The organism is Psychrobacillus sp. NPDC096389, assembly GCF_044762855.1.
Taxonomy (GTDB): Bacteria; Bacillota; Bacilli; order Bacillales_A; family Planococcaceae; genus Psychrobacillus.
This window is the reverse complement of record NZ_JBIWFB010000012.1, coordinates 74483-101372: the sequence shown is the minus strand read 5'-3', so window position 1 is coordinate 101372 and position 26890 is coordinate 74483. Positions and strand designations below refer to the sequence as shown.

The window sequence follows — 26890 nt, the reverse complement described above, 5'->3', positions numbered from 1 at the left end:
GTATAGGGGAGATATATGCGCGGATGTGACAGTCGAATGCTCGCAAGCGGTTTGCTTGCTCGGATGGCGAAGTAAAATGCTCGTATAGGAGAGATATATGCTCGGATGTGTTAGTCGAATGCTCAAATGTAGTTTGATTGCTCGGTAGGTGAAGTGAATTGCTCGTATAGGGGAGATGTATGCGTGGATACGGTAGTCGAATGCTCGCAAGCGGTTTGCTTGCTCGATTGAGGAATTAATATAAACATCCGTATGAAAATATCCTCATATGTTAAAATCTAGAGAAATATAATACGGAAAGAGGGTGGAGTATTGATTAAAACAGTATTTGTAGGTTTAGTGTCTTTTATTCTTGTAAGCAGTCTCCTTTTAATGATTGGCTACTTGTTCGATATTAAATTGTTCATGTATAGTTTTTACGAAGAAACTTCAACAGGAATCGAAACAGGTGGCTCTGTAATTCCTTTTCTGATTGGAATAATTTGTAGTTATTTTATCGGCAATTACTATCAAAAGAGACAGCATGGTTATTAAGGCTGAATGATATTATGTTAATCATTTGTGCTCAGATAGTTGGGATGCATGTTGCCCTTATGCTCACCCATAACAACCCTATGTACACTCCATATTTACCTAATCCAATAGGCATCTCATAAAGGTTTATAAAAACTTTTACGAGATGCCTATTTTTTGATTAAAAAATAGGAAAGCTTCCCATACTAAGAACGAGCAGCCCTTTGTCGAAAATCGACTAATAAGATATCATTTCTTCTACTTTTGTCAAGCGCAAGGAATAACATCTGTTCATGTAGAATTGCGCTATTACGAGGAGGCGAATTGTATGATGCATGAAGTAGAAAGAGTTGGAGACGAAATTATTATTATTCGATTAAAAGGTGAGTTAGACCATCATAGTACTGCTAATATTCGAAATGAAATAGTGCCATTGATTAAAAACGGGTCTATTAAAGTATTAGTTTGGAATTTAAAAGATTTAAATTTTATGGATAGTTCAGGCATAGGGCTTATTCTCGGAAGAATGCGTGAACTTGCACCAATTGAAGGACAAACGATTATTGTGAACCCTTCACCAACGATGAAGAAAATTTTTCAGTTTGCAGGATTAAGTCCCTATATTTATAACGAATCAGAAATTGAAATTATGTCAAAGTTAGGGGGAATTGTTTATGGACAATGAGATCACACTATCTTTTATAGCAAAAAGTGAGAATGAAGCATTAGCGAGAATGGTAATGTCCAGTTTTATCGCAGCAATTGATCCGACAATCGAAGAATTATCGGAGTTTAAAACAGTTATTTCCGAAGCGGTAACGAATGCAATTGTACATGGTTATGAAGAAGATGGAGTAGGTAAAATAGAAATTCATGCGCAACGTATAGATAGAGAAATTGTCGTATCTATTGTGGACTATGGACGTGGAATTCGAGATGTTAGTCAAGCACGCGAGCCACTTTTTACGACGAAGCCGGAACAAGAGCGCTCTGGTATGGGATTCACAATTATGGAAAGCTTCAGCGACGATGTGGAGATATACTCAATTCCTGATAGGGGGACAACTGTAACTATTACGAAGCGATTTGTACCAATTCAAGAATCAAGTAGGATCGTCTAATGATGAATAATAAGACATCGGCTTTATTAACCCAGGAAAAGATGAGGGAACTCATTGCATTGTCACAAGCTGGAGATAAACAGGCAAGACAGCAAATGATCGAAGGAAATACTCGGTTAGTTTGGTCGATTGTGCAGCGTTTTGCTTCACGAGGAGCGGATTTAGAGGATTTGTTTCAAATTGGCTGTATTGGTCTGATGAAATCTGTAGATAAGTTTGATTTGTCGTATGAAGTAAAGTTTTCAACGTATGCAGTTCCGATGATTATCGGAGAAATTCAACGGTTTTTAAGAGACGATGGGATGGTGAAGATTAGTCGCTCCATCCGTGAATTAAACTTTAAAATTCGCCATGCGACGGATGATTTTCTGAAGAAACATGAACGTCAACCAACGATTCTTGAACTAGCTAGTATTTTAGAAGTATCGAGAGAAGAAATTGTCATGGCGACGGATGCATTAAGAGATCCGGCATCGTTACAAGAGCAATTGTACGAAAATGAAGGTGGAGATGCACTGACCTTAATGGATCAGATGAAAGATGAGCGCTCGGAGAAGTCATTTGACCATATTCCACTCAGAGAATTACTAGAAAAACTAGAAAAACGAGAACAGATGATTATTTATTTGCGATATTACCTAGACTGTACACAAAGCGATATTGCCGAGCGACTCGGTATTTCGCAAGTACAAGTGTCCAGGCTCGAGAAGAAAATATTAAGCCAGCTAAAAAATTGGCTTGTACCAGCTGGTTTTGAAGAGCAATCAAAAGCTAAAGATAGGTGATTGAAACGAAACCCTTATTTTCAAATATGTCAGAAGCGGAAGCGTATTTAAAAGAAAAATTCGGCGTCAATGAATCGTATGATTTTGGAACATTGCATACGCATTTATATGAATTTCCAGTATTGCTTGTGTATATTAATGGGCTAGTGGACGGAATGGTTCTGACAGAGTTACTAACGAATGCGCAAGCAGAAATAATAGAAGAAATAGACGATGAAAATAAAATAATGGAGCACTATTTCCCATACTATTCGATTACCCAGTATGATTCCAAAGAGAAGTGGCTTGTTGCTTTACTGAGTGGACAAGTAACATTTATCTTAAATAACGGCTCTATTTATACAGTGGATGTGCGGTCCTATCCAGGAAGAAGTCCCGAGGAACCGGATAATGAAAAAGTTGTAAGAGGTTCCAGGGATGGATTTACAGAAAATATTGTGCAAAATACGGCACTTATTAGAAGAAGGATTCGCGACCCGGATTTAAAATTTGAGCTTCATCAAGTATCGACTTTAGGTCAAACAGATATTGCCATTTCGTTTATAAAAGGCATTGCAAGTGATGATAACTTGAAGCAAATTCGAGAGCGGCTTAACCAAATCAAACACGATGGGTTCACGATGACGGATAAAGCACTAGAAGAATGGTTGTTTAAACAGGGTTTTCATCCGTTGCCATTTGTGCGATTCACGGAAAGGCCAGACATCGCAGCAGCTCATTTACTAGAAGGGCATATTGTGCTTATCGTCGATACATCTCCTTCTGCTATTATAGTTCCGACGACGGTTTTTCATCATTTGCAACATGCGGAGGAATACAGGCAGGCTCCAATAATCGGTACCATCGTGCGATGGATTCGTTTGGCGGGAGTAGTGTTTAGCTTGTTTTTGCTTCCTTTTTGGTATTTACTTTCGAAGCATCCAGAATTTTTGCCGAAGTCACTTGATTTTTTTGGTCCAAAAGAAGTGGGGGAAATTCCATTATTATTGCAAATCATTTTTGCAGATGTTGGAATTGAATTTTTGCGGCTTGCCGCCATTCATACACCTACTCCTTTGTCGACAGCGATGGGTATTATTGCGGCACTAGTCATCGGTCAAATGGCGGTAGATGTGGGGTTATTTGTTCCAGAAGTCATTTTGTATACAGCGATTACAGCGATCTTTACATTTGCCATTCCTTCGTATGAACTAAGTATATCGACGAAAATTTTCCGGACCTTTATATTAATTTGTACGGCACTTTTAGGGGCAAATGGATTTTTTATCGCACTTGTCGTCTTGCTTTTCTATGTTGGGTCGTTAAGACCTTTGAATGTTCCTTATTTATGGCCAGTGATGCCTTTCTTCCCGAAAGCGTTTATGCGAATACTCGTGCGTTTTCCTATGCCGATCGATGCAAAGCGTCCGTTTATCACTAGATCACCAGTTCGCAAAAGGTCATGAATCCCATTGCAATCTCCTCTTTTAATGTGGTAAAGTTCTTATATTGAAAGAGGAAAAGAGGCGATTTATTTGGTGATGGTATCAACACATGCAGTAAATGAAAAAGGCCATTTAGAAATAGGTGGAATCGACAGTTTAGAATTAGCAAAAACTTACGGAACGCCATTATTCGTGTATGATTTGTCGTTAATAAGAGAGCGTGCACGCGCATTTATCCAAACGTTCAAAGCACAAAATGTGCCTGCGCAAGTTGCTTATGCGAGTAAAGCTTTTTCAAGTGTGGCAATGTATCAAGTGATGAAACAAGAAAATTTATCGCTAGATGTCGTTTCTAGTGGGGAGTTATATACAGCGATTAAAGCAGGGTTTCCAGTAGAACGAATACATTTTCACGGGAACAATAAATCGAAAGAAGAATTATTACTTGCAATCGAACATAATATCGGTTGTATCGTAGTAGATAACTTCTATGAAATCGAACTATTAAAAGAACTTACTGCTGCAAATAACCAAAAAGTAAATATACTTTTACGCGTTACCCCAGGGGTAGAAGCACATACACATGACTATATTACAACTGGACAACAAGATTCGAAATTTGGATTTGATTTGATGAATGGACAAGCAGATCTTGCGTTTAACCAAGTGTTTGAGGATGATTACATTCAATTGCTAGGTCTTCACTGTCATATTGGTTCTCAAATTTTCGAAACAATCGGATTTAAAGTTGCTGCAGAAAAATTAATAAAAAAAATGATTGAATGGCATCGTGATTATGATTTCGAGTGTACCGTATTAAATTTAGGTGGCGGCTTTGGTATTAAGTATACGAAAGAAGATACACCGCTTGAACCTTCTGTTTATGTGGAAGAAATGATCACTGTCGTAAAAGGCTTAATTGCTGAAACAGATTTTGCCATGCCTGAAATTTGGATTGAACCAGGACGTTCGCTTGTTGGCGATGCAGGAACTTCTTTATATACAATCGGTTCTGAAAAAGAAGTGCCGGATGTTCGTAACTATTTGGCTGTAGATGGTGGAATGTCGGATAATATTCGTCCAGCATTATACGGGGCATTATACGATGCAGTCATTGCGAATAAAATCGGTGAGAAAGCGGATGTAACATACACAATCGCTGGTAAATGTTGTGAGTCCGGCGATAAGTTGATCGAACATATTGAATTACCAAAAGCACAACCAGGAGATATTTTAGCAATGTTCTGTACGGGTGCTTACGGATATGCCATGGCAAGCAATTACAACCGTCTGGCTAGACCTGCTGTTGTATTTGTGGAAAATGGAAAACATCAATTAGCAGTTAGAAGAGAAACTTTAGAAGATATTGTTCATCTTGACCTTCCTCTAACGATGGAGAAGGAGTGAAGGTAAGTTGAAAAAAACAAATCGTTTACTATTTCTCATGCTATTAATAGTTGGGCTCGTATGGGGAGCAGTTTATTGGATTTTTATAGCACCAAATGCAAATTTGTAATTTAGACAAATGTCGTGTACGATTAAAAGGATCATATCGAACTTATTTTTCGAAAGTCACCTACTTGAGTAGAAGTGATGAAACTAAAAGAGGGTTTTAACTATGTTGCTACGGTATAAAAAAGCATTCGAAAAAATTTCTATGGGTCTTCTATCATTTATGCCTCATGAAAAAGATGTAAAAAAGTTATTAGAAACAATACAAGAGTATGAAACGAATCCAGATTGGCATTTATTTTTATGGAAAAAAGGCGAAGATTTAGTAGGATTAGTTGGCGTTCGGATGAATAATACGGATGGAATTATTCAGCATCTTTCCGTCAATCCTTCCCACCGCGGAGAAGGGATTGGCCGAGAAATGCTTAAAAGCTTAACATCTACTTTACATACATCGTCTATCCAGCCAGCCGAAGAGATCAAGTCTTTCTTCGAAAAATGCCAAATCGAAAAAGAAGAGGATTGACTTATTTCAAGTCAGCTCTTCTTTTTTTCTGTGTTTCTCTCTCCTTTAGTATTTCCGAACGGTCTCTGAGCATATGCTTATGAGTAAGAAAGTGTAAATCATTGCTTGAAGGGCTTTCTATCGCATCAACTAGTTGTTGTAGCTGTTCATTTATTAACTCAATCGTAAATTGCTGAAATGGATTTTTTTCTTTCATTAAGTTAATAGAATGGGTAGCATCTTGCATAAGTTTATCGTAGTTGATCGTTTCGTAATAACAAGACGGCAAAGTTTCTTTTAATCGATCTATACTTCCTTTCATAGTTTTAATCGCTCCTGTCATATTGCCCCGACGCCAGTGATACATAGACGTAGATAATAGGATGAGTGCCGTTAACGGGTGATTTTTACTCGCTGGTGAAACTTCTTTCCAGTAGTCTTCTAGTAGTTCGTGGCATTCGAAATAATCATGTGTATCATTAAATTCTTTTAGAAATTGGACAAAATTAGCATGGAATGTAGGATGCAATGCAATCACCTTTCCTCTATAATGATGTTAAAAACCGATAATAGGTGGAGTTTTATGTCTTATGAAGTAAAAACCGAAGCATTTGAAGGACCCCTTGATTTATTATTACATTTAATAAATCGTTTGGAAATAGATATATATGATATCAAAATGGCTGAAATCACCGCCCAGTACATGGAGCATGTACATGCAATGAGCGTTTTGGAGCTAAATGAAGCAAGTGAATATTTAGTAATGGCAGCAACATTACTATCGATCAAAAGTAAAATGCTTCTTCCCATCCATCAGGATGAGGATATGGAAGATGATTTTGATCTTAACATAAATGACCCGAGGGACGAGTTAGTACTTAAATTAATAGAATACAAGAAATACAAAGAAGCTGCTGTTAGTTTACAAGAAATGGAGGAAACTCGTAATCTATTTTATACAAGACCGCCAACTGATTTAAGCGAATTGCAAAGCAATAAACAGCTTGCGTTATTTGAGTCAGACGTTAATGTGTACGATATGCTTGGTGCCTTTCAAAAAATGTTACGCAGAAAACAGTTAAATGCACCATTACACACACGAGTAAGTAAACAAGAAATCTCGATAAAAGATCAAATGAAAAGTGTCATTACTACATTAAAGCAAAACAAAGGCAGATTATCATTTTATGAGCTCTTTCCAACAAGAGATAGAACAACGATCGTGACGACATTTCTCTCTATATTAGAGCTCATGAAGCGCCAAATTGTGCAAGTAGAGCAAAATAACAATTTTGATGATTTATTTGTTCTTTTGCGAAAGGAAGATTTAGAAATTGAATTCGAAGATGAAATTGATGAGTAATATTGAAAGTCTTTTATTTGTAAGCGGAGAAGACGGATTAACAAAAAAACAATTAGCTTTTCTGACAAATGAAACAGAAGAGCAAATTGCCGAGACGCTCGAAACGATGATAGCAAACTATCAAAAGAGTGAAGACAGAGGTATCGAGATTAAGCAATTAGCGGGTACATTTCAGTTAGTGACCAAGCAAATAAATGCAACCAGTATTCAAAAATTAGTAGAAAATCCTACATCCCAATCGCTATCTCAAGCATCGCTAGAAGTATTAGCGATCATTGCATACAAACAACCTATTACGAGAGTAGAAATTGAAGAGATTCGAGGGGTGAAATCAGAACGCCCGATACATACGTTGTCTCTTAAAGGGTTAGTAAAAGAAGTGGGTCGTGCGGATGGTACAGGACGAGCGATTTTGTATGGAACGACAACAGAGTTTCTTCAATACTTTGGATTACAAGATATTCGTGCATTGCCTCCACTCCCAGAAGATATCTCAGTGGATGAAATGGAAGACTCGGACTTGTTCTTGACGAAGTTCCAAGAAACATTTGAAGGATAGAAATAATTTAAAGAGGAGTATTTTCTATTTATAAAAAAATAACTGTGTTCTTTCTACTTTTTCTGTTTTGGCAAGTGGGTGATGTGGAAGCTTCCTCCTCCTATGCAGTAATTGACGTACAAACGGGGAGATTGTTAGAAGGTAGTAATGAGTACGAGGAATTACCAATAGCAAGTCTAACGAAAGTTTGGACGGCGTTAACAGTATTAGACAATGCCTCCCTAGATGACGAAATCACGATTTCACAGGCTGCCGCCACCCAAGAAGGATCCTCTTTATATTTGAAGCCTGGAGAAGTATGGACCATCAACTCTTTATTGCACGGTCTAATGCTCCAATCCGGAAATGATGCCGCTTATGCTCTAGCGGAACATGTAGGAGGCTCTATAGACGGATTTACGCATTTGATGAACGAAAAATTTGAAGTTGCAGGATTAAATGACTCACATTTTACAAATCCTTCAGGACTCCATCATGATGACCATTTCGCTTCTGCATTTGACATGGCGAATATGTTTCGCCTAGCGCTTCAAAACGAACAATTTAAAGAAATAGCTTCTGCGAAAAGCTATCAACCGGAAGAGCGAAATGTCCGTTGGAGCAACAAGCATCGATTATTACATGAAAATGAGACAGCAATCGCTGGGAAAACAGGTTATACGAAAAGAGCAGGAAGAACACTAGTTACTTATTTTAAAGAGGATGAAAAAGAAATTGTCGTCGTTACATTGAATCACTCCAACGATTGGGCATATCATACTTCCCTTGCAGAACGAGTTTTTGCAAACTATGATACCGTAAAAGTTGTGAAAAAAGGAAAGTATCGAGTGTTCCAAAAAGAAGTCATTGAAGTGGAAGATGATCAGTATCTGTTATTAAACAAGGAAGAACGAAAAAAACTCAATAACGTTCTACTAATCCCACGAAAATCCACGGAGAAAACGCCATATTTATGGAATGTAAAAATCGACGATCAAATCGCCTTACGATTTAATGTGAACAAAATAAAATGAAGGAAGGGGTGTGACTTTGTCACACCCCTTAAACGCTTTTTAGGAATAATGCGACTTACGGCAATGTATGGGTTCCATTTTTACCTGGAGAAGAACAGTCATTCGTGTCTCACTCCAAGTAAACTTGTTGTTCTAGCAATTAGTTGCTTTCGCTGGCAATTTGGTTGCTCTCATATTGTTTTTGGATGCTTTCAGACTGGAACTAGTTGCTTTCAATAGTCGGTTAGTTGCTCTTAGCCATTTACTGGATGCACGCACTAGAAAAACTGGATATTTGTTTTCAGTGTATCTCCACTCATAAGTAGGTAATTTCTAATACGCTATCCTTATTGTGTATAACACTCTTTATATATTGGAATAATATAGAAGACAGTTTTTATAAAAGACTGTCTTCTTTTATTTTGGCGAAAAGTGTGACATAATTCACTCATATGTATGGAAAGAATGGACGAGGTGAAAGAATTGGAAAGACTACAAAAAGTACTAGCGCATGCAGGTATTGCATCTAGAAGAAAAGCAGAAGAATTAATCATCCAAGGAAAAGTAAAAGTGAACGGGAAAGTTGTCACAGAACTGGGAACAAAAGTTTCGAATTCGGATACAGTGGAAGTAGAAGGAGTCAAACTAGAAAAAGAACAAAAAGTATATTACTTACTTTATAAACCAAGAGGAGTCATCTCAGCGGTCACAGACGACAAAGGAAGAAAAACGGTAACGGACTTATTACCACATGTAAAAGAACGACTATATCCGGTTGGAAGACTAGACTATGAGACATCCGGTTTATTACTACTAACAAATGATGGAGATTTTTCCTATGCATTAACGCATCCAAAATTTAAAGTTGATAAGACCTATGTAGCAAGAGTAAAAGGAATTCCATTGAAAGAGCAATTAAGACCATTAGAACGTGGCGTTATGTTGGAAGATGGTAAAACGGCTCCTGCAAGAGTAAAGTTATTATCAAGCGAACGCAAAACAAATAAAGCAATCGTAGAAATAACGATCCACGAAGGGAAAAATAGACAAGTACGCCGTATGTTTGACGCGGTTGGTTTTCCTGTGCAAAAACTAAAACGAGAACGATTCGGATTCTTAACATTACACGGCCTAAATGCTGGGGAATGGAGAGAGTTAACGACGCATGAAATTAAACAATTGCGCGTGTTGGCTGAAACAGGAAAAATAGGAAACTAATACTGGAATGTTCACAAACCCTTCAAATGTCGGACCATTTTAAAATGTATATTTTGGTATAATATATGTCGACGATGCTTAGAAATGGAGGAGCAATGATGGCGCAATCTAAAAAGCAAAGATATTATATTCGAACTGCTATTCTAGCAGTACTGACGATAGCCATCGTCTTTACAATATATTCAAATGTAACGAAAGAAAAAAATGCTGTCCTTCAGGTAGGGGACAAAGCACCTGATTTTGCTTTAGTGGATTTGGAAGGGAACCAACATCGACTTTCCGATTACAAAGGTGAAGGCGTTTTCTTAAATTTTTGGGGTACTTGGTGTAAGCCATGTGCAACAGAAATGCCTGCAATGGACAACCAATACCATGTTTATAAGGATCAAGGCGTTCAAACTTTAGCGATTAATATTGGTGAATCCGATTTAAAAGTGAATAGCTTTAAAAATAGTTATGGTTTATCGTTCCCTATTGCCATTGACCAAAACAAAAGTGTCATGCAGTCTTATAATATCGATCCTTTGCCGACTACTTTTTTAATCAATCCGGAAGGACGTATTGAAAAAATTATTAAAGGTCAAATGACAGAGCAAGATATTGCAGATTTTATGGAGCAAATTAAACCATCCTAAAGGAGTTTTATAGATGGACAAGATAGTTTGTACATGTGGTAATGTGAACCCAGCTGGGACATTGTTATGTGAAAGCTGTGGACGACCATTAACCAAAGAAACAGCGGAAAAAAAGCTTGTAGATATGCGGTATGAAGGTTCAGCAAGACGTTCTCAAACGTATAACAAGACGATTATCGATAAGGTTTGGAATTTCTTCTCCAGTGTAAAAGTTGGAGTATGGTTAATCGTTATTATTCTGGTTGCTGCGTCTATCGGGACTATTTTGCCGCAAGTTTTTTATGTGCCAGCGACAACAGAAGAAGATATTGCCGCTTATTATGAACGAATTTATGGGACATTTGGAACTTTGTATTATAAATTAGGATTATCGGACTTATACAGTTCTTGGTGGTTCCAAGGACTTATTGGGATGCTTGGAATTTCATTGATCATCGCAAGTCTTGATAGAGTAATACCACTATATAAATCCCTAAAAAAACAAAAAACAAAGAGACATTTTAGCTTTTTGAAACGCCAGCGTATATATGGAATCGGAAACATAGAAAATGGGGAAGAATCCATTGCAAAAGCGGAAGAAAAGTTGAAAACAATGCGTTATAACGTAAAACGTGAAGGTAATGCCTTACTCGCTGAAAAAGGTCGTTTTTCTCGTTGGGGTCCTTATGTCAATCATTTTGGGCTTATTTTGTTCTTATTTGGGGTCATGCTTCGAGCGTTGCCGGGCTTTTATGTCGATGAAACGATGTGGCTTCGCGAAGGTGAAACATTGTACATACCAAAAACAGATGGTTATTTCCTAGAAAGTAAAGAATTTATCTATGAAACCTATTCAAAAGAAGAATCGGAAGAAGTTTTTGGAGATGCGATTGATCGCGTCGGAACAATTGCCAAAAACTATCAAACAGACGTAGCTTTGTATAAAGGACCAGAAGATGCGGTAGCAGGTCACTTAGATGATCTAACGTTTGAAAAAGAAGCGGCGATTCAAGTAAATAAACCGCTAAAATTTGATAATTTTTCTGTCTTTCAAATGGATTTTCGTTTAGATGAATTAGCTTCTATGACATTCCAACTGCAAGATAAAGAAACAGCAGAAAGCTTTGGTGAGTTTACGATTAACTTATCTAACCCAGAACCAGTTTATGAATTAGAAAATGGGGCCAAAGTGGAAATTTTAGATTATTATGCTGATTTCACTGGATTTGAAGAAGGAGTGCCACAGTCACAATCTCCGCTTCCTAACAATCCAGCATTCTTAGTGAAAATGTATACGCCTGAGTTTCCGAATGGTGAAACTAGTTTTGTAATGATTAAAGAAACGCTAGAACCGCTTGGCGAAAACCAACATAAAATTGCTTTTCAAAGTGTCGAAACGAGGGACGTTTCTGGTTTGACAATTCGTAAAGATTTAACACTTCCTATTCTTATGCTTGGCGGACTTATCTTCATGATTGGGGTAGCACAAGGATCGTATTGGAATCATCGACGTATTTGGATCCAGCAATTAGAAGACGGGCAAGTCGTAATTGCAGCGCATACGAATAAAAACTGGCTCAGCATTATGAAAGATATGAACGCAGTTTCCGAAGTAGCAAATCTTCCAAAGTACGAAGATCAACAAGATGAAGATTCTAAAGCGGATAAAGAGGAAGGGGTTTAATCATGGTAGAAGTAAGTAGTACCTTATTATTTATAGCATTCGTTGCTTATTTAGTGGCGACCTTTTTATTTGGAGGTGCCGTAAAGAGTTCAAGCTCTAAAGCTTCGAAATCTTTTGAACGTTGGGGTAAATTAGCCATAACGGTGACAATCATTGGATTCTTATCTAATATTGGTTATTTTATAACGAGATGGATCGCAGCAGGACATGCTCCTGTTAGTAACTTGTTTGAGTTTACAACTGCATTTGGAATGCTGGTTGTTGGTGCCTTTATTTTAATTTACTTTATCTATAGAATACCGGCACTTGGACTTTTTGCTTTACCGATCGCTATCATCATCATTGGTTATGCAAGTATGTTCCCAAGAGATATTACGCCTTTAATACCGGCTTTAAAAAGCTACTGGTTAACGGTTCATGTTATAACAGCGGCACTTGGAGAAGCGATATTGGCGATTAGTGCAGTGGCTGGTTTAATCTACTTGGTCAAAAATATTGATATGACGAAAAAGTCAAAATCACGTTTTTGGATTGAAGCTGTTATGTATGTTGGAGTGCTAGTTTTAGGTTTTATCGTAGCTACCACTACTTTCATGCTAACAGACTATAAAGCAGAATTTAACTATGTGAATAAAGAAGAAAAAGTATTAACAATGGAATATAATATGCCACCTATTTTTGGGATGAATGAGTCCGAAGCAATTACTGAAAACGTGATGCAACCGTTAATGGAAATGCCGCCGCTTGTAAATGCGAAGAAATTGACAGTTGTTACATGGTCTGTCATCTTCGGTACGGTATTATATATCTTGCTTCGTTTAATCTTCAGAAAACGACTAGCTGCTGTATTACAACCATTTACGAAAAAAGCGAACTCTCAATTTATGGATGAAATCGGTTATCGTTCTGTTCTTATTGGTTTCCCTGTATTTACGTTAGGGGCACTTATTTTTGCGATGATTTGGGCACATGAAGCATGGTCTAGATTTTGGGGCTGGGATCCTAAAGAAGTATGGGCACTTATTACTTGGCTATTCTATGCAGCATTCCTACACCTTCGTTTATCAAAAGGTTGGGAAGGAAGGAAATCTGCATGGTTGGCATTAATCGGGTTTATCATCATTATGTTTAACCTAATAGCAGTAAACTTAATTATTGCTGGATTACACTCGTATGCATAACTTTCGCTAAAACTAGACAATTAGGAAAGCTCTTATCTCGCATAAAAGAGGTAGGAGCTTTTCTTTCAATTTGGCGGGACTAATTGTACAATATAGATTAGAAGTTGATAGAAGGGTCTGATATTATGTCTGAAATGATTAAACTATTAGTAGTGGACGACGAAGAAAGAATCCGTCGTTTATTGAAAATGTATTTGGAAAGAGAAGGTTATGAAGTAGAAGAAGCAGAAAATGGAGAAGTGGCTCTACAACTAGCGTTAGAAAATGAATACCATTGTATCTTATTAGATATTATGATGCCTGAAAAAGACGGGATAGAAACAATGACTGAGTTACGTCTTCATAAGGAAACACCGATTATTTTGCTAACAGCTAAAGGGGAAGAGGCTAATCGCGTAGAAGGCTTCGAACTAGGAGCAGACGATTATATCGTGAAACCTTTTAGTCCAAGAGAAGTGGTTCTTCGTGTGAAAGCTCTTTTAAAACGTTCTGTTGCACTTTCACCGGTACAAGGAATGTCTGCATCAAAAGATATCGTTGTGTTCCCGCATTTGACAATCGATCATGATGCACATCGTGTGACGGCTGATGGAGTGGAAGTGAGTTTGACGCCAAAAGAATATGAATTGCTCTATTTCTTAGCAAAAGCACCGGATAAAGTATTTGACCGGGAGCAATTATTAAAAGAAGTATGGCATTATGATTTCTTTGGTGATTTAAGAACGGTAGATACTCATGTCAAACGTTTACGTGAAAAGTTAAATAGAGTATCGGAAAAGTCTGCGAAAATGATTGTGACTGTTTGGGGCGTAGGCTACAAGTTTGAGGTCATCAATGAATAGAATTTGGAATAGTGTTGTCGGGAAGCTATGGGGGACCATATTGCTTCTCGTCTTATTTGTGCTGTTTATCATTACGGTCTTAATGCTAGAGTTTTTGGAAAACTTCCATACAGAACAGGCAGAAGAGTCGCTAAGACAGGAAGCTGCGACGATTGGGAAAATAGTAGAGCAGTACGATCAAATAGAAGATTCTATGCAAATTATCCAGAATATTTTGGGAGCGGAAACGAGCGCATTAATCGTACGCAATGCCGAGTCTGTTTTTCTATCCGTTCATGAAGGATTGAACAAGGACGTTTTTCAAGAAAAATTATTGAAGGATAAAGATTTATCTGAAATATATACAACTAATAGCACGATTATTAAAAAGATGCTCATGCCTTCCATGACCGAAGAAAATAGAATGGAAAATTACATCATTCTTGCCTCACCTCTAGAATCTGATAAAGAAATACACGGTGCTGTGTTTATTTATCAAAGTTTAGAAGTAGTGAATAAGACGTCGAACCATACGACGCGTATCGTCTTTTTATCTGGTTTTATCGCATTATTACTAACAACTTTGTTCTCATTCTTTTTATCTTCCCGTATTACGTCTCCACTTAGAACAATGCGAGAAGCTGCTTTGGAACTTGCAAAAGGGAATTTCGAAACGAAAGTTCCATACGTACAAAAAGACGAGATTGGAGAGCTTAGCATCGCCTTTAATCGTATGGGTAGCCAATTGAAGGACCATGTCGAAGTGATTAGCCAAGAAAAAGAACAACTTTCTAACATTTTGACATCTATGACGGACGCAGTTATTACATTTAACAAAGACTTTAATGTGCTAGTAAGTAATCCGCAAGCCGATCAATTAATCGTTCATTGGCATGAACAGAACGAAGTGGCTGGTCAATCTAATTTGCCTGCGGAGTTATACCATTTACTCGATCACGTATTCCATCAAGAAGAAGAAATTGATGAGGAAATTGAAATACAAGGTTCTTATTTTTCCGTCTCTGTTAGTCTTCTTTATAGTAAAGACTCAGTTCGTGGAGCTGTCGTAGTACTTCGTGACATGACCGAACAACATCGTTTAGATAAAATGCGCTCGGACTTCATCGCCAATGTTTCGCATGAACTTAGAACACCTATTTCAATGTTGCAAGGATACAGCGAAGCGATTATCGACGAAGTAGTAACAACAGAAGAAGATAAACAAGAAATGATTCGAATAATCTATGATGAATCGAAACGAATGAGTAGATTAGTAACGGAATTATTAGACTTAGCTCGTTTGGAGTCAGGATATTTAAGTATTTATAAAGAAAAAGTGTCGGTTCTACCAACCATTGAGCGTATTACACAAAAGTTCGATCAAATCGCTAAAGAAAAAAATATTCGTTTGTATTTCGAGCATACATTATCGGATACGATTCATTTACAACTCGACGAGGATCGTATGGAACAAGTACTCACGAACTTAATTGACAATGCACTTCGACACACCCCGAAAGAAGGGTCTGTGACTGTTAAGCTATCGAAAACAGCGGGGCAGATAATAATCGAAGTGAAAGACACGGGATACGGCATTCCAAGTGAAGATTTACCGTATGTGTTTGAACGTTTTTATAAGGCGGATAAAGCTAGAACAAGAGGAAAAAGTGGAACGGGTCTTGGGCTTGCCATTGCGAAAAATATTGTCGAGCGCCATGATGGACATCTATCCGTTGAAAGTGAAGTGGGGGTTGGCACGTCTTTCATTATTAAACTACCTTTAAAGTAAATAAGTAGGGGAGGGCTCCTACTTATTTACTTTAGGCGTCCGGCAAATGTCCCAGATTTTGAATTGCAATACTGCATTTCAAATTTTGGACACAATTACGTCAAGGCGCAATTGATTGTGTAACAAAACAGTACATGAAACGACTAATTATAAGAACGGGGGGAGCTTATGAATGACTCCGTTTTCCACCGCTTGTATGATAGCTATCATCAAGATGTATTTCAGTTTCTTATTTATTTGGTAAAAAATAGGCAAACTGCGGAAGACTTGGTCCAAGAAGTATATGTACGGGTATTAAGGGCTTACAGTAAGTTTGAAGGAAAAAGTTCGGAAAAAACATGGCTGTTTTCGATCGCTAAAAATGTAGCGATTGATCATTTTAGAAAACAAACAGTCCGAAAAAAACGCTTGTTTGAGTCATTTGACTGGGAGAACATGCAGCTTGTATCAAACGACATGTTACCAGAAGATGCTGTACAACTAAACGACGAAATGAAAACATTGCTTATAGCTCTGGATGATTGTACGGGTGATCAAAAAATGGTCATTATAATGCGTTATTTCCAAGAGCTTTCGATTACAGAAACAGCACAAGTATTAAGTTGGACAGAAGGGAAAGTGAAGACAACGCAACATCGTGCGATAAAAGCACTTCGTGAACGATTATCTGCGAAAGAAGAGGAGGGTACTGTTCATCATGAGTGATCGAAGAGTAGAAGAAGAAACAGTTGATGAGCTTTTAAAAAATATGCCCAAATTTACAGATCATCGTTCCAAAGAAGAAGTGTATAATCGGGTAAAAATAGAAATAAATGCTCAAGTCAAAGAAGAAAAAAGAAAAATAACTGCGGTGTCGTTTTCTAAATGGATGCCTTTTATCGTTTCTGTTGCTGCTATTGTACTTCTAACATTTCTTGTTTCTTCCTATACGAATCAAGAACAGTTAAAGATGTCTCATGAAAGTGCATACGATAAAACCGAGTCAAAAGAAAATATGCGCTCTATGGAACAAGATGCAACAGCTGATCCGGCAAGTGAAATGACGACAATGTCAGCAAAGATAGACACTCCTTTAGAGTTAATCCCCTTCCATCAAACGACCTCAGTTTACGAGGATAATGTGAATGGAGGAACCGTTTTTCATTTTTCTTTAGTAGAAAATGCATTAACCGTTCCAATTACAGTTATTATTCCAAAAGAACGAATCGAAACAGATTTTCCAGGGGTGACTCCAACTAGTTTACAATTATATGAACGATATGCAAATAGAATTGATGAGGAAGCGTTGGGATTCATGGAATATCATCCATATAAAGGGCATTTCGAAGTGGAAGGAAAACAGTTGAAACATTTTTTACCTACTGACCATGGATATGATAGAGCTTCCGGAACAACGACAACTTATGGTCAATCTATAAATGAAATATTTACGGATTTTGATACATTTTTAAAAGTAAATGAAGACGGCTCACCTTTAGAATGGGATCAAGCCGGAGAGTTATCGAAGCCTAGTAAATTACCAGGCTCTTTAGGTCATCATAATTATTACATTTATCACTCCACTAACGGGGAAGATTATCTGGCTCCTAGTTATGGTGCTTCCTTTGAAACTCTTTCAGACGCCTTGTTGGCGATGAAAGATGCCGGGAATGATTTTTATACTTCGGTGATTCCGTCCAAGGTTTCTTACAAATTTGTAGAGCAAGATGGCGTGGGAGTTATACAATTTGATGAGCCTCTTGATTTAGAAGCGTTGGACCCATTTGCAGCAACCAGGTTACTAGAAGCATTAGCCTTAACTGCTGCCAGTTTCGGTGAAGAAGTAAAGTTAGAAAATGTAGTGCAACAACAATGGGCAGAATTCGATTTAACGAAGCCTCTCCCAGTTCCAATAGGACCGAATGGTTTTATCATGAGTGATGAATAATTTTTGTTTTGAGGTGTGTGGGAGTATTGACTAGGTCATGACTTCCGCGCATTTTTTCTCTTTAGGTGGATGTTTGTTGTTGGAATGAGTGGAAGAGGGGGTTTAATGCTCGTATGGCGAGGGTGAATGCTCGGATAGAGCGAATCATTGCTCCTTCATTTTCTTCTACACTTATAATGCATAGTAAGTCAATATGTTTTAATTGTTTTTGAGCAACTGTATTGCATTACATACAAAACTTTGATAAGATGTATTTAATTCAAGATAAAGTGCTTGAAGGACAATAAAATATTGATTCATCTTCGGGGCAGGGTGTAATTCCCGACCGGCGGTATTAGAACATGTTTCTTGAGCCCGCGAGCCGTTAAGTTAAGGTTGATTTGGTTAAATTCCAAAGCCGACAGTATAGTCTGGATGGGAGAAGGTGAAGGTGCAGTCGTTTTTCGTATACACTCATACGGATACGCTTATTTAAGTGGACCTTTTTCTCCTTTAAGCCTAGCAATAGCTTAAGGGATTTTTTGAGTAAAAGAAAACGTGCTGAACCTTTCTTCTTGTGGAGTGAATCGCAAAAGGAGAGAGGATTTTATGTTAAAAGGTAAGACGCGAATGCTAATTGCAATCGCCATGTTAAGTAGTATTTCTTTTGTACTAATGTTACTTGCATTTCCACTACCAGCACTACCAGCTTATTTGAAAGTGGATTTTAGTGACATTCCAGCACTAATTGCAGCAATTACGATGGGACCTATTGCTGGTATTCTCGTAGCATTTTTGAAAAATGTATTAGATTGGTTGTTCTCTGGTAGTCCAACTGGCGTTCCAGTAGGGCATATGGCGAACTTTGTTACTAGTATTTTATTTTTAGCGCCAGTTTATATAATTTACCGAAAAGCTACATCTTCCAAAGGTATTACGTACGGGCTAGCTTGCGGGACAATTTCAATGGCAATCGGGATGAGTGTACTAAATTATTATGTATTTTTACCAATGTATGCTTATTTCTTGAATTTCCCAATGGAAACAGGAACAGCCTTATTTAACTCGATTATTTTCGGTATTTTACCGTTCAATCTTATAAAAGGTATTTTAGTAGCTGTAGTAATGATTGTTTTATTCAAGAGAATGAAACCGATACTTGATAAAATTTCACATTCATTTGGCACTGCCAATATCAACTAAAGAAAAGGCTGTTTCTCTGTAATAGGAGAAACAACCTTTTTTTCTTGGATTAATTGAAACATATGTTCTTTTGTGTTATATTGGATTTAAAGTAAGTAATGATAATATGCACTGAGGAAAAATAAAAAACGTGCAAGGCTTTTTAAAGACCTTCCACGTTTCAAATAAGTTTATCTATACTATTCAAACTTTAATGCGTCGCCTTCGAATGATTCCTCTGCTACTTTAATAGAGTCTGTTGGGCAACCTTCAAATGCATCTTCCATATCCTCTAGTAGTTCATCTGGAACTTCTGTTGTCCCCATGTTATCATCTAAAATAACGAAAGCAATCCCTTCGTCATCATAATCATATATATCTGGTGCAGCAGCGCCACATGCGCCACATGCGATGCATGTATCCTGATCAACAATTGTATATTTAGCCATTCCTATATTCTCTCCTTTATATCTGCTTTCACGAATCTGCTATCTTATTCATTCTAAAGATATTTTCGCTACATTTCAACCAAAATACTTTCAAATGTGAGGGATTTCCAGTGTATTTTCAACTACTACTCTTATTCATTATATACCAATTCCAAGGCGAACGGTCATCTACAGCTCCTTATTATTTGTTAAAAGGAAAAAAATCCGGTCAAACTATACAAGATGTGACATATTTTAGTCTTCATCCATACTTTGGTCTCTATCCAAAACTATCAAAAGAAATATATGAGGTGGAAATAGAGAAACTCCTTGCAGAACGGCTTATCGTCATGAATGAATCTACTTTGGCTATTACGGAAAAAGGATTGCACAAAATAGTTTCAGCAAGACGTCCTTTGTACAATGGATGGATTCTTCGAGGGAAAGAATTTGTTTTTTGGGCACGAGTAGAATTAATCGTTCAAACATTATCCCAGTTCCAAGGAAATGAAAAAAAGTTTGTGCCCGTACAAAAAAGTAATGACGTTCATCAGTTTGTCAAAGAGTTTTTACAACAAAGAGATTTTCAATCGAGTTCTTTTGGAGCAAATTTCAAACAACAATTATTCGGTCTACTCGAAAATCCTCAATTACTCGAAATCCATCGGCATTTGTTTGTTTACCGATTAAGCGGGTACAAAAATAGTGGGCTTACTTGGGAGCAACTTGCAAGTCACCATCAAATGACTGTCTTAGATGTAAAGTTTTTATTTATCGAATGCTTACATATTTTATTAAATGATATAACGGAAGAAAAATACCCAGATTTCCATGCATTAACAAAGGGTATTTATGTTCAAACGACTCTAACCGAATCTGCTTTAAAAACAAGTAATTTATTTGGAAAAGGCTATTCGATTGAGCAAATAGCTAGTATGCGTTTTTTGAAGGAAAATACAATTGAAGACCATGTCATTGAAATTGTTTCGGCAGATCCAAATTTTCCGATTCATTCCTTTATTGCAGATGAACAGATTCAACAAGTGCTACAAATAGCGCGGGAACGGCAAACAAAAAAGTTAAAAACCATTCGAGAACAACTTCCCGAATTAAGTTATTTTCAGATTAGATTAGCGCTAACGAAAGGAGGGGAAGTAAATGGATAAATTGACAGAAGTATTGACCCGAAAATTTGGTTACGATTCGTTTAGGGAAGGGCAAAAAGAAATTATCGAACAAGTTATAGCAGGACAAGATGTCGTAGCTATACTACCAACCGGTATGGGGAAATCGTTGCTATACCAATTGCCAGCTTATTTGATGGAAGGGGCTGTCGTCATTGTTTCTCCTTTACTATCTTTAATGCAAGATCAAGTAGAGCAATTAAAAATAATAGGAGAGAAGCGTGTTGTAGCGATAAACTCTTTCTTATCTTTTGAACAAAAAGAGATGGTTTTTCGACATTTATCGGCTTACAAATTTATTTTTACCTCCCCAGAAATGTTGCAAAATGAGCGTTTTAATCACGCTTTATCTACTATCCGTATCGCTTATATTGTAGCGGATGAAGCACATTGTATTTCCCAATGGGGATTTGACTTTAGGCCGGACTATTTAAGGATCGCCAAATGGTTACAACAATTTAGGCAAACAAATGTCCTCGCTTTAACTGCAACGGCAACCGGGAACGTAGTAAAGGATATTAAATCTACCTTATTAATGAGGGAGCCGTATGAATACATTCATTCCCTTGACCGACCTGCCATTGCATATGAGGCGGTAGAGGTACAAGATACGAAAGAAAAGCTTGGGTGGATCATCGGCAGAATTACGTCTACAAGCGGTCCTGGTATTTTATATTCGCAGTCGCGTAAAAAAACAGAAATGTATGCGAATGAATTACAAAAAAGAGGAATCAGCGCTTCTTATTATCATGCCAAAATGGAACAAGATGATCGTATTTTAGTCCAGCAACAGTTTCAACAAGGGCAGCTAGAGTGGATATGTGCGACAAATGCTTTTGGGATGGGAATACATAAAGATGATATTCGACAAATTATTCATGACCATATTCCGACATCTATTGCCAGCTATATGCAAGAAGTAGGAAGAGCAGCGCGGGACGGGAAGCAATCGATTGCTTCTTTGCTATTTACCGCAACGGATGTGGAGCAGGCTTTCTATGTCGCCATGCAAGACTTCCCGGAAGAAGCAGACATCCGACTGGCCTATGATTCCGATCAAATGCAACTCCAATTACCGGAAACGACCGCTAGAATATTGGAGTATTGGAAAGAAGAGTTAACAGAACAAGAGACGACACAACTTTTCCAAACGATAAAACAAAAGAAATGGACAGAAATTTTAAGTTTGTACACGATGCTGCAAAACGAACGATGTATAAGAGAACAGCTCTTGCACTATTTTGATGAACAATTAATAAATCGTCCTATGCATTGCTGCTCCAAATGTTCGCTTCGTTTGAACGAAATTGTAGCGAATAGAAAACAAACGACGGAAAAAATGGGAGAGCTGGATTGGAAAATGCGATTAGATGAACTACTACGCGCTTAAAATAGATGAGAAGTTTACTTTTTCAACAAAATTCGGCATAATAATAGTAGTAGAGATAATGGCAGAAATGGAGTTTGAAAAATATGAATCAAGACGACTATCAAAAAAAAATAGATGAACATAGACAATCCATTGGGGTTGAGGACGATCAAGTAGAACTTAGAAGTCGTAGAAGATCCCATTCTGGAAAAAAAGCGAAGAAAAAGTCTAAAAACGTGTTAATTCCAACATTATTTTTTATCTTTATACTAATTCCAGTTTGTACTTTTCTATATGTGCAATTTATTTACACGCCTAAGGACGTAGAAGAGGTGCAAGAATCAGGAATTATTCAAGTAGAGACGAAAAATATTACGAATAGTCCAAAAGAAGAAAATGAAGCGCAAGTAGCGGAAAAAGAAGAAGAACAACCACCGGCTACGGAACAACCAAAAGTGGAAGAACCGAAAGTAGAACAGCCGAAAAAGGAAGAGCCTAAAGTAGAACAACCAAAAGTAGAGCAGCCAAAAGTGGAACAACCAAAACAAGAAACCTCCTCTAAAACACATATAGTCAAAGAAAATGAAACATTATATCGCATTGCGATTAACTATTATAATGACCCAAATGCTGTCGAAAAGATTAAATCTGCAAACGGCTTATCGTCGAATTCTATTGCTGCTGGTCAAAAGTTAATATTGCCTTAACAAATGTTTAAAAAGAAGATCATTTAGGATGTTAGTTGCATAAATATATTTAGACAGTTATATTTATAAAAAAGAAGATTCATAAGGTTAGATAAACAAAGGAAATGAAAGGAAAGGACAGGGGGATTTCCCTGTCCTTTTATACGTTAGGACTAGGGGGGTTTTTTGTTGGTATATTTTCTTTTGGTAGTAGCTGGTTTAGCTATTTTGCTGTTACTTTATATGCTCTACTTAGCATTTCAAGTAAATGTAAAAATACATGCACTCCGAGTAGAACAAATGAAACCGGGTGCGCAAGTTCATCTTTTTTTTATCTCAGATATTCATCGTCGGAAACTAAATGATAAATTGATCCACTCGCTTATGGGTAAAGTAGACATAGTAATTATCGGTGGGGATATTACCGAAAAAGGGGTTCCTTTACATCGAACGGAGCGGAATATCGAGCAGCTAAAAAAATTAGGGGATGTCTTTTACGTCTTCGGCAACAATGATCGAGAAGTGGGAGAACAAAACTTAATCGAACTACTTGAAAAGAATGATGTCCATTTATTGGTGAATCGATCCATGGAACGAATCATTGACCGTACACCGATTCGCCTTGTTGGAGTCAATGATGGATTTAGTGGTAAAGTGAATATATATGATGCATTTCAAGAAGTTAGAGATGAGGATATTGTTGTTTTCATTACACATGCGCCTGCCTATTTTAACAACGCTAAAAAAGTCAGTAACCCGCATTTATTATTAGCGGGGCATTTGCATGGCGGTCAAATTCGGTTTGGACCTTTTGGTATTTATGAAAACGGTGCTTTTAAAGTGAAAGAAAATAGTGCGGAACTCGTTAGCAATGGATTTGGAACGACAGGTGTGCCTCTTCGATTAGGGGCAAAACCAGAATGTCATATAATTACGATGTACGGTGAATGAAAACACTGTTGGAAAGAGTATAGAAAGGAAGTTTTTACAAGTGGTACAACAAGTTGATGTCCTCATCGTTGGAGGAGGACCATGCGGACTAGCGGCTGCAATTTCGATGCAAAATATAGGACTACATACACTCGTGATTGAAAAAGGAAATATTGTGGAAGCGATTTATAAGTATCCTACACATCAAACATTTTTTAGTACAAGTGAAAAGCTAGCAATTGGAGATGTGCCTTTTATCGTAGAAGAAAGGAAACCTAAGCGAAACCAGGCATTAGTCTATTATCGAGAAGTTGCAAATTTGAAAAACATACAAGTGAACAAATATGAATATGTTAGACAGGTGGAAAAAGAAAAGGATTATTTTATCGTCCAAACATCGAAAGGGACGTATCATTCGACATACGTCATTATTGCAACAGGTTATTACGATCATCCGAATTTCATGGGTATACGTGGTGAGGATTTACCCAAAGTGAGTCATTATTTCAAAGAAGGACATCCGTTTTTTGATCATCATGTATTAGTTATTGGTGGGAAAAACTCGGCAATTGATGCGGCACTTGAGTTAAACAAAGCAAGAGCAAAAGTAACGGTAGTCTATCGTGGAAGTACCTATTCGCCGAGTATAAAACCGTGGGTATTGCCGGAGTTTGAAGGACTCGTTCGAAATGGAGAAATCGATATGCATTTTGACACGGAGGTAACAGCAATCGATGAACAGTCGGTCACATTAAGAGGACTGGACGGGGAATTTCAAATAGAAAATGATTTTGTATTTGCGATGACCGGTTATCACCCAGACCATGGCTTTTTACAGGACATAGGTATTCAAATAGATTCAGTGACTGGACGTCCTACTTACAATGCTGAAACGATGGAAACGAATGTGGATGGGATCTTTATCGCCGGAGTCATAGCTGCCGGAAATAATGCGAATGAAATATTTATAGAAAATGGCCGTTTCCATGGAGACCAGATAGCAAAAGCAATAGAAAAAAAGCGTAAAGACAACTAAGCCTCTTTACGCTTTTCTCCTGCTTATTTAGTTAGTAGCAGCTCGCAAAAACAAAATTTCCGCAGTTTTTCCACTGTGTGCATCAATAAATGGCATAGAGCAACAAACCAATCAACGAAAGCAATTAAATCTAGTCTGAAAGCAACCAAATCAACATGAAAGCAACTAACTGTTTAAATAGCAAGTTGACTTGGAATGAGATGACGAGAACTTTGCCACATAGTTTATGAACCTCAAGCATATGACTTTCATTGTTGACCATTTATAAATGGATAATTTTTTAGAGAGCGGATATTTTGGCCATAGCGTGACGGCTAGTGGTCATTGTTTACTTCCCGTTATTTCTCCATTGCGTATACAAGCCGATTTTTATTTCCTATATCGAAAAAATACTGTTCATTGCATTTTTCGGGTCGGTGTTATGTAATGAGATAAGCAGTGCTAGTCTTGCCTTTTGGCCGTTTAATCCATATGCAAACATCACACCTTGTTCTTTCAAACTTTTTCCTCCACCGGCATAACCATAAACGTCTTGGGCAATTCCGTTAAAGCATCTGGAGACAAGTACAATCGGTACATCTTTTTTCAAAATATCCTCGATGGTTGGAACAAGACTTGGAGGGACATTTCCTTGACCTAAACCTTCTAGTACAATCCCTTCATATCCCAGTTGGATAGCAGCTTCGAGTAAATCAGGCTCCATCCCAGCATACACTTTAAATAATGCGACCCTTTTAGAAATATTTTGAATGGGAAGCACAGTTCGGTGATTGGGCGAATGATGAAAATGCACAATCGATTTGGAAATAAATCCGATGGGACCGTATTGCGGACTTTGGAATGTGCTTACATTACTGGCATGTGTTTTTGTCACATTTTCCGCAGTGTGAATTTCATCATTTAAAACGACAAGGACTCCTTTATCCTTCGCATCATCGGAACAAGCAACTTGAACAGCACACACTAAATTATATAGGCCATCTGAGCCTATTTCATTAGAAGAGCGCATTGCACCTGTAAGTACAATTGGTATAGATGTATTGATCGTTAAATCGAGAAAGTAAGCAGTTTCCTCCAGTGTATCGGTACCATGCGTGATGACCACCCCTTCAATCGAATGTTCTCCTATATATTGCTCGATTAATTGTTTGAGCACTAACATTTCTTTTGGCGTAATATGGGGTGAAGGTAAATTGAAAGCTTCTATTTCTAAAATATTTGCGTATTGTTTTAGTTTTTCGGCTTCAAACGTAATAGGATTATTTTCTGTAGGTATGACGGCACCTGTATCTAATTGTATTTGCATAGATATAGTTCCGCCAGTATGAATAAGTAAGATGGATTTCATTTTAAAACCTCCGGAATTTTACATTTTATCGGAAAAAAGTTGTATAATAAAGATAATCTAATGGAAGGAGTACACTTATGTTCATACTGCTTTCTGTTGCAATTGCGCCAGCACTTGCACTTTTAAGCTATTTTTATTTACGTAAAGAAATAGCTAAAGAGCCTTCCAAATTATTATTACATTCTTTTATATATGGTGCCATATTAACATTTCCTATATTATTTATCCAACACGTTATCCAAGAGGAAGAGATATTTTCTTCTTTGTTTCTTCATCAAGCACTTGTAACAAGCGCTTTAGAGGAATTTTTTAAATGGCTTATATTAGTCATTGCTATATATAAGCATGTTGAGTTCGATGATCCATATGATGGAATATTGTATGGCGCTAGTGTTGCGCTAGGTTTTGCGACAGTAGAAAATATTTTATTTTTACTAAACTTCGGGATGGATGAGGCATTTATTCGTGCGCTCTTACCTGTTTCCAGTCACGCATTATTTGGTGTCGTAATGGGCTATTATTTAGGAAGAGCGAAATTTTCTGCTAGAAAAGCAAAAAATGAAATTACGTATGCATTTTTAGCATCCTTTGTTTTACATACTATTTATAATAGTATTTTAATTATTAAAGGGTTGGAATTATTATTAATCGTTCCTTTTATGTTATTTTTATGGGTATTCGGTTTATCTAAAGCAAAAAAAGCACATATTTTATCGCGCCATAAAAGAATGGAAGACCATCAATATTATATTAGAGAAGAAATCTAGCTGCGTGCTAGATTTTTTTTGTATATTTGAGCG

28 protein-coding genes and 1 riboswitch are annotated in these 26890 nt (G+C 37.3%); of the genes, 25 read left to right on the top strand and 3 right to left on the bottom strand.

The annotated features are described in order from the left end of the window. Positions 1–312 precede the first annotated feature (312 nt). The 7 genes from ACIQ38_RS21665 to ACIQ38_RS21635 all read left to right on the top strand — a co-directional run bounded on the left by ACIQ38_RS21665 (position 313) and on the right by ACIQ38_RS21635 (position 5821). Positions 313–534, top strand: coding sequence for a hypothetical protein (locus ACIQ38_RS21665; RefSeq protein ID WP_402828276.1), 222 nt, complete (start codon positions 313–315; stop codon positions 532–534). 307 nt (positions 535–841) lie between these two features. Further along, positions 842–1198: an STAS domain-containing protein gene (locus ACIQ38_RS21660; protein ID WP_402828273.1), complete on the top strand. Its 357-nt coding sequence runs from the start codon at positions 842–844 to the stop codon at positions 1196–1198. Next, positions 1188–1634 (top strand): anti-sigma F factor, encoded by a 447-nt coding sequence (spoIIAB, locus tag ACIQ38_RS21655; protein WP_402828270.1) that lies wholly within the window; start codon positions 1188–1190, stop codon positions 1632–1634. Before ACIQ38_RS21660 ends, spoIIAB begins: the two co-directional genes overlap by 11 nt. Beyond that, positions 1634–2419, top strand: coding sequence for a SigF/SigG family RNA polymerase sporulation sigma factor (locus tag ACIQ38_RS21650; protein WP_402828267.1), 786 nt, complete (start codon positions 1634–1636; stop codon positions 2417–2419). The genes spoIIAB and ACIQ38_RS21650 overlap by 1 nt, the downstream gene beginning before the upstream one ends. A 26-nt stretch (positions 2420–2445) precedes the next feature. Beyond that, a complete protein-coding gene (locus tag ACIQ38_RS21645) occupies positions 2446–3864 on the top strand; it encodes a spore germination protein (protein ID WP_402828332.1) in 1419 nt (472 codons plus the stop codon). Positions 3865–3939: 75 nt separating this feature from the next. Further along, complete coding sequence (lysA, locus tag ACIQ38_RS21640; protein ID WP_402828329.1) at positions 3940–5250, top strand: diaminopimelate decarboxylase; 1311 nt, start codon at positions 3940–3942, stop codon at positions 5248–5250. A 211-nt stretch (positions 5251–5461) separates the two neighbouring features. Further along, the gene (locus ACIQ38_RS21635; RefSeq protein ID WP_402828264.1) at positions 5462–5821 is read left to right on the top strand and encodes a GNAT family N-acetyltransferase; all 360 of its coding nucleotides are present in this window, start codon (positions 5462–5464) and stop codon (positions 5819–5821) included. Between the two features lies 1 nt (position 5822). On the opposite strand, the gene ACIQ38_RS21630 is transcribed toward ACIQ38_RS21635, so the two are convergent. Next, a complete protein-coding gene (locus tag ACIQ38_RS21630) occupies positions 5823–6338 on the bottom strand; it encodes a DUF309 domain-containing protein (RefSeq protein ID WP_402828261.1) in 516 nt (171 codons plus the stop codon). Between the two features lie 45 nt (positions 6339–6383). On the opposite strand from ACIQ38_RS21630, the gene ACIQ38_RS21625 reads away from it, so the two are divergent. The 12 genes from ACIQ38_RS21625 to ACIQ38_RS21570 all read left to right on the top strand — a co-directional run bounded on the left by ACIQ38_RS21625 (position 6384) and on the right by ACIQ38_RS21570 (position 19130). After that, positions 6384–7163, top strand: a complete 780-nt coding sequence (locus ACIQ38_RS21625; RefSeq protein WP_402828259.1) for a segregation/condensation protein A — start codon at positions 6384–6386, stop codon at positions 7161–7163. Then, complete coding sequence (gene scpB / locus ACIQ38_RS21620) at positions 7156–7722, top strand: SMC-Scp complex subunit ScpB (RefSeq protein WP_402828256.1); 567 nt, start codon at positions 7156–7158, stop codon at positions 7720–7722. Before ACIQ38_RS21625 ends, scpB begins: the two co-directional genes overlap by 8 nt. 83 nt (positions 7723–7805) lie before the next feature. After that, positions 7806–8735: a D-alanyl-D-alanine carboxypeptidase family protein gene (locus tag ACIQ38_RS21615; RefSeq protein ID WP_402828253.1), complete on the top strand. Its 930-nt coding sequence runs from the start codon at positions 7806–7808 to the stop codon at positions 8733–8735. Positions 8736–9197: 462 nt separating this feature from the next. Next, the gene (locus ACIQ38_RS21610) at positions 9198–9932 is read left to right on the top strand and encodes a pseudouridine synthase (protein WP_402828250.1); all 735 of its coding nucleotides are present in this window, start codon (positions 9198–9200) and stop codon (positions 9930–9932) included. Positions 9933–10030: 98 nt separating this feature from the next. After that, positions 10031–10567 carry a thiol-disulfide oxidoreductase ResA gene (resA, locus tag ACIQ38_RS21605; RefSeq protein ID WP_402828247.1) on the top strand — a complete coding sequence of 179 codons (537 nt, stop codon included), beginning with the start codon at positions 10031–10033 and terminating at the stop codon, positions 10565–10567. Between the two features lie 13 nt (positions 10568–10580). After that, complete coding sequence (gene resB / locus ACIQ38_RS21600) at positions 10581–12230, top strand: cytochrome c biogenesis protein ResB (RefSeq protein ID WP_402828244.1); 1650 nt, start codon at positions 10581–10583, stop codon at positions 12228–12230. A gap of 2 nt (positions 12231–12232) precedes the next feature. Continuing rightward, complete coding sequence (gene ccsB, locus ACIQ38_RS21595) at positions 12233–13411, top strand: c-type cytochrome biogenesis protein CcsB (protein WP_402828241.1); 1179 nt, start codon at positions 12233–12235, stop codon at positions 13409–13411. A 125-nt stretch (positions 13412–13536) separates the two neighbouring features. After that, the gene (locus ACIQ38_RS21590) at positions 13537–14253 is read left to right on the top strand and encodes a response regulator transcription factor (RefSeq protein WP_402828238.1); all 717 of its coding nucleotides are present in this window, start codon (positions 13537–13539) and stop codon (positions 14251–14253) included. Beyond that, positions 14246–16021, top strand: a complete 1776-nt coding sequence (locus ACIQ38_RS21585) for an ATP-binding protein (protein WP_402828235.1) — start codon at positions 14246–14248, stop codon at positions 16019–16021. Before ACIQ38_RS21590 ends, ACIQ38_RS21585 begins: the two co-directional genes overlap by 8 nt. Before the next feature lie 168 nt (positions 16022–16189). Continuing rightward, complete coding sequence (gene sigX, locus ACIQ38_RS21580) at positions 16190–16726, top strand: RNA polymerase sigma factor SigX (RefSeq protein WP_402828232.1); 537 nt, start codon at positions 16190–16192, stop codon at positions 16724–16726. Beyond that, positions 16719–17948, top strand: a complete 1230-nt coding sequence (locus ACIQ38_RS21575) for a hypothetical protein (RefSeq protein ID WP_402828229.1) — start codon at positions 16719–16721, stop codon at positions 17946–17948. The genes sigX and ACIQ38_RS21575 overlap by 8 nt, the downstream gene beginning before the upstream one ends. A 294-nt stretch (positions 17949–18242) precedes the next feature. Continuing rightward, a riboswitch (FMN riboswitch) is annotated at positions 18243–18378 on the top strand. Between the two features lie 158 nt (positions 18379–18536). Continuing rightward, positions 18537–19130, top strand: a complete 594-nt coding sequence (locus tag ACIQ38_RS21570) for an ECF transporter S component (protein WP_402828226.1) — start codon at positions 18537–18539, stop codon at positions 19128–19130. Between the two features lie 179 nt (positions 19131–19309). Here ACIQ38_RS21570 and ACIQ38_RS21565 read toward each other — a convergent pair whose 3' ends face one another. After that, positions 19310–19558, bottom strand: a complete 249-nt coding sequence (locus tag ACIQ38_RS21565; RefSeq protein ID WP_093273219.1) for a ferredoxin — start codon at positions 19556–19558, stop codon at positions 19310–19312. A 110-nt stretch (positions 19559–19668) separates the two neighbouring features. On the opposite strand from ACIQ38_RS21565, the gene ACIQ38_RS21560 reads away from it, so the two are divergent. The 5 genes from ACIQ38_RS21560 to ACIQ38_RS21540 all read left to right on the top strand — a co-directional run bounded on the left by ACIQ38_RS21560 (position 19669) and on the right by ACIQ38_RS21540 (position 24742). After that, complete coding sequence (locus tag ACIQ38_RS21560; RefSeq protein WP_402828222.1) at positions 19669–20703, top strand: YpbB family protein; 1035 nt, start codon at positions 19669–19671, stop codon at positions 20701–20703. Next, on the top strand, positions 20696–22111 hold the full coding sequence (locus ACIQ38_RS21555) for a RecQ family ATP-dependent DNA helicase (RefSeq protein WP_402828219.1): 1416 nt from the start codon (positions 20696–20698) through the stop codon (positions 22109–22111). Before ACIQ38_RS21560 ends, ACIQ38_RS21555 begins: the two co-directional genes overlap by 8 nt. Before the next feature lie 83 nt (positions 22112–22194). Beyond that, positions 22195–22797, top strand: coding sequence for a LysM peptidoglycan-binding domain-containing protein (locus ACIQ38_RS21550; protein WP_402828216.1), 603 nt, complete (start codon positions 22195–22197; stop codon positions 22795–22797). 168 nt (positions 22798–22965) lie between these two features. After that, positions 22966–23727, top strand: a complete 762-nt coding sequence (locus ACIQ38_RS21545; RefSeq protein WP_402828213.1) for a metallophosphoesterase — start codon at positions 22966–22968, stop codon at positions 23725–23727. A 40-nt stretch (positions 23728–23767) separates the two neighbouring features. Continuing rightward, positions 23768–24742 (top strand): YpdA family putative bacillithiol disulfide reductase, encoded by a 975-nt coding sequence (locus ACIQ38_RS21540; RefSeq protein WP_402828210.1) that lies wholly within the window; start codon positions 23768–23770, stop codon positions 24740–24742. Between the two features lie 376 nt (positions 24743–25118). Here ACIQ38_RS21540 and ACIQ38_RS21535 read toward each other — a convergent pair whose 3' ends face one another. Beyond that, entirely contained in the window at positions 25119–26090 is a 972-nt protein-coding gene (locus ACIQ38_RS21535; RefSeq protein WP_402828207.1) for an asparaginase, read from the bottom strand. Positions 26091–26167: 77 nt separating this feature from the next. On the opposite strand from ACIQ38_RS21535, the gene prsW reads away from it, so the two are divergent. Beyond that, positions 26168–26857 carry a glutamic-type intramembrane protease PrsW gene (gene prsW / locus ACIQ38_RS21530; protein WP_402828204.1) on the top strand — a complete coding sequence of 230 codons (690 nt, stop codon included), beginning with the start codon at positions 26168–26170 and terminating at the stop codon, positions 26855–26857. The last annotated feature ends 33 nt before the right edge of the window (positions 26858–26890 follow it).

Bases quoted from the DNA above. Each gene is read 5' to 3' on its own strand.
- ACIQ38_RS21570 (WP_402828226.1), top strand. From the start codon at position 18,537: ATGTTAAAAGGTAAGACGCGAATGCTAATTGCAATCGCCATGTTAAGT.
- ACIQ38_RS21565 (WP_093273219.1), bottom strand. From the start codon at position 19,558: ATGGCTAAATATACAATTGTTGATCAGGATACATGCATCGCATGTGGC.
- resA (WP_402828247.1), top strand. From the start codon at position 10,031: ATGGCGCAATCTAAAAAGCAAAGATATTATATTCGAACTGCTATTCTA.
- ACIQ38_RS21575 (WP_402828229.1), top strand. From the start codon at position 16,719: ATGAGTGATCGAAGAGTAGAAGAAGAAACAGTTGATGAGCTTTTAAAA.
- ACIQ38_RS21660 (WP_402828273.1), top strand. From the start codon at position 842: ATGATGCATGAAGTAGAAAGAGTTGGAGACGAAATTATTATTATTCGA.
- ACIQ38_RS21645 (WP_402828332.1), top strand. From the start codon at position 2,446: ATGTCAGAAGCGGAAGCGTATTTAAAAGAAAAATTCGGCGTCAATGAA.
- spoIIAB (WP_402828270.1), top strand. From the start codon at position 1,188: ATGGACAATGAGATCACACTATCTTTTATAGCAAAAAGTGAGAATGAA.
- ACIQ38_RS21555 (WP_402828219.1), top strand. From the start codon at position 20,696: ATGGATAAATTGACAGAAGTATTGACCCGAAAATTTGGTTACGATTCG.
- ACIQ38_RS21550 (WP_402828216.1), top strand. From the start codon at position 22,195: ATGAATCAAGACGACTATCAAAAAAAAATAGATGAACATAGACAATCC.
- ACIQ38_RS21650 (WP_402828267.1), top strand. From the start codon at position 1,634: ATGATGAATAATAAGACATCGGCTTTATTAACCCAGGAAAAGATGAGG.
- ACIQ38_RS21625 (WP_402828259.1), top strand. From the start codon at position 6,384: ATGTCTTATGAAGTAAAAACCGAAGCATTTGAAGGACCCCTTGATTTA.
- sigX (WP_402828232.1), top strand. From the start codon at position 16,190: ATGAATGACTCCGTTTTCCACCGCTTGTATGATAGCTATCATCAAGAT.
- ACIQ38_RS21590 (WP_402828238.1), top strand. From the start codon at position 13,537: ATGTCTGAAATGATTAAACTATTAGTAGTGGACGACGAAGAAAGAATC.
- resB (WP_402828244.1), top strand. From the start codon at position 10,581: ATGGACAAGATAGTTTGTACATGTGGTAATGTGAACCCAGCTGGGACA.
- lysA (WP_402828329.1), top strand. From the start codon at position 3,940: ATGGTATCAACACATGCAGTAAATGAAAAAGGCCATTTAGAAATAGGT.
- scpB (WP_402828256.1), top strand. From the start codon at position 7,156: ATGAGTAATATTGAAAGTCTTTTATTTGTAAGCGGAGAAGACGGATTA.
- ACIQ38_RS21585 (WP_402828235.1), top strand. From the start codon at position 14,246: ATGAATAGAATTTGGAATAGTGTTGTCGGGAAGCTATGGGGGACCATA.
- ACIQ38_RS21635 (WP_402828264.1), top strand. From the start codon at position 5,462: ATGTTGCTACGGTATAAAAAAGCATTCGAAAAAATTTCTATGGGTCTT.
- ACIQ38_RS21535 (WP_402828207.1), bottom strand. From the start codon at position 26,090: ATGAAATCCATCTTACTTATTCATACTGGCGGAACTATATCTATGCAA.
- prsW (WP_402828204.1), top strand. From the start codon at position 26,168: ATGTTCATACTGCTTTCTGTTGCAATTGCGCCAGCACTTGCACTTTTA.
- ccsB (WP_402828241.1), top strand. From the start codon at position 12,233: ATGGTAGAAGTAAGTAGTACCTTATTATTTATAGCATTCGTTGCTTAT.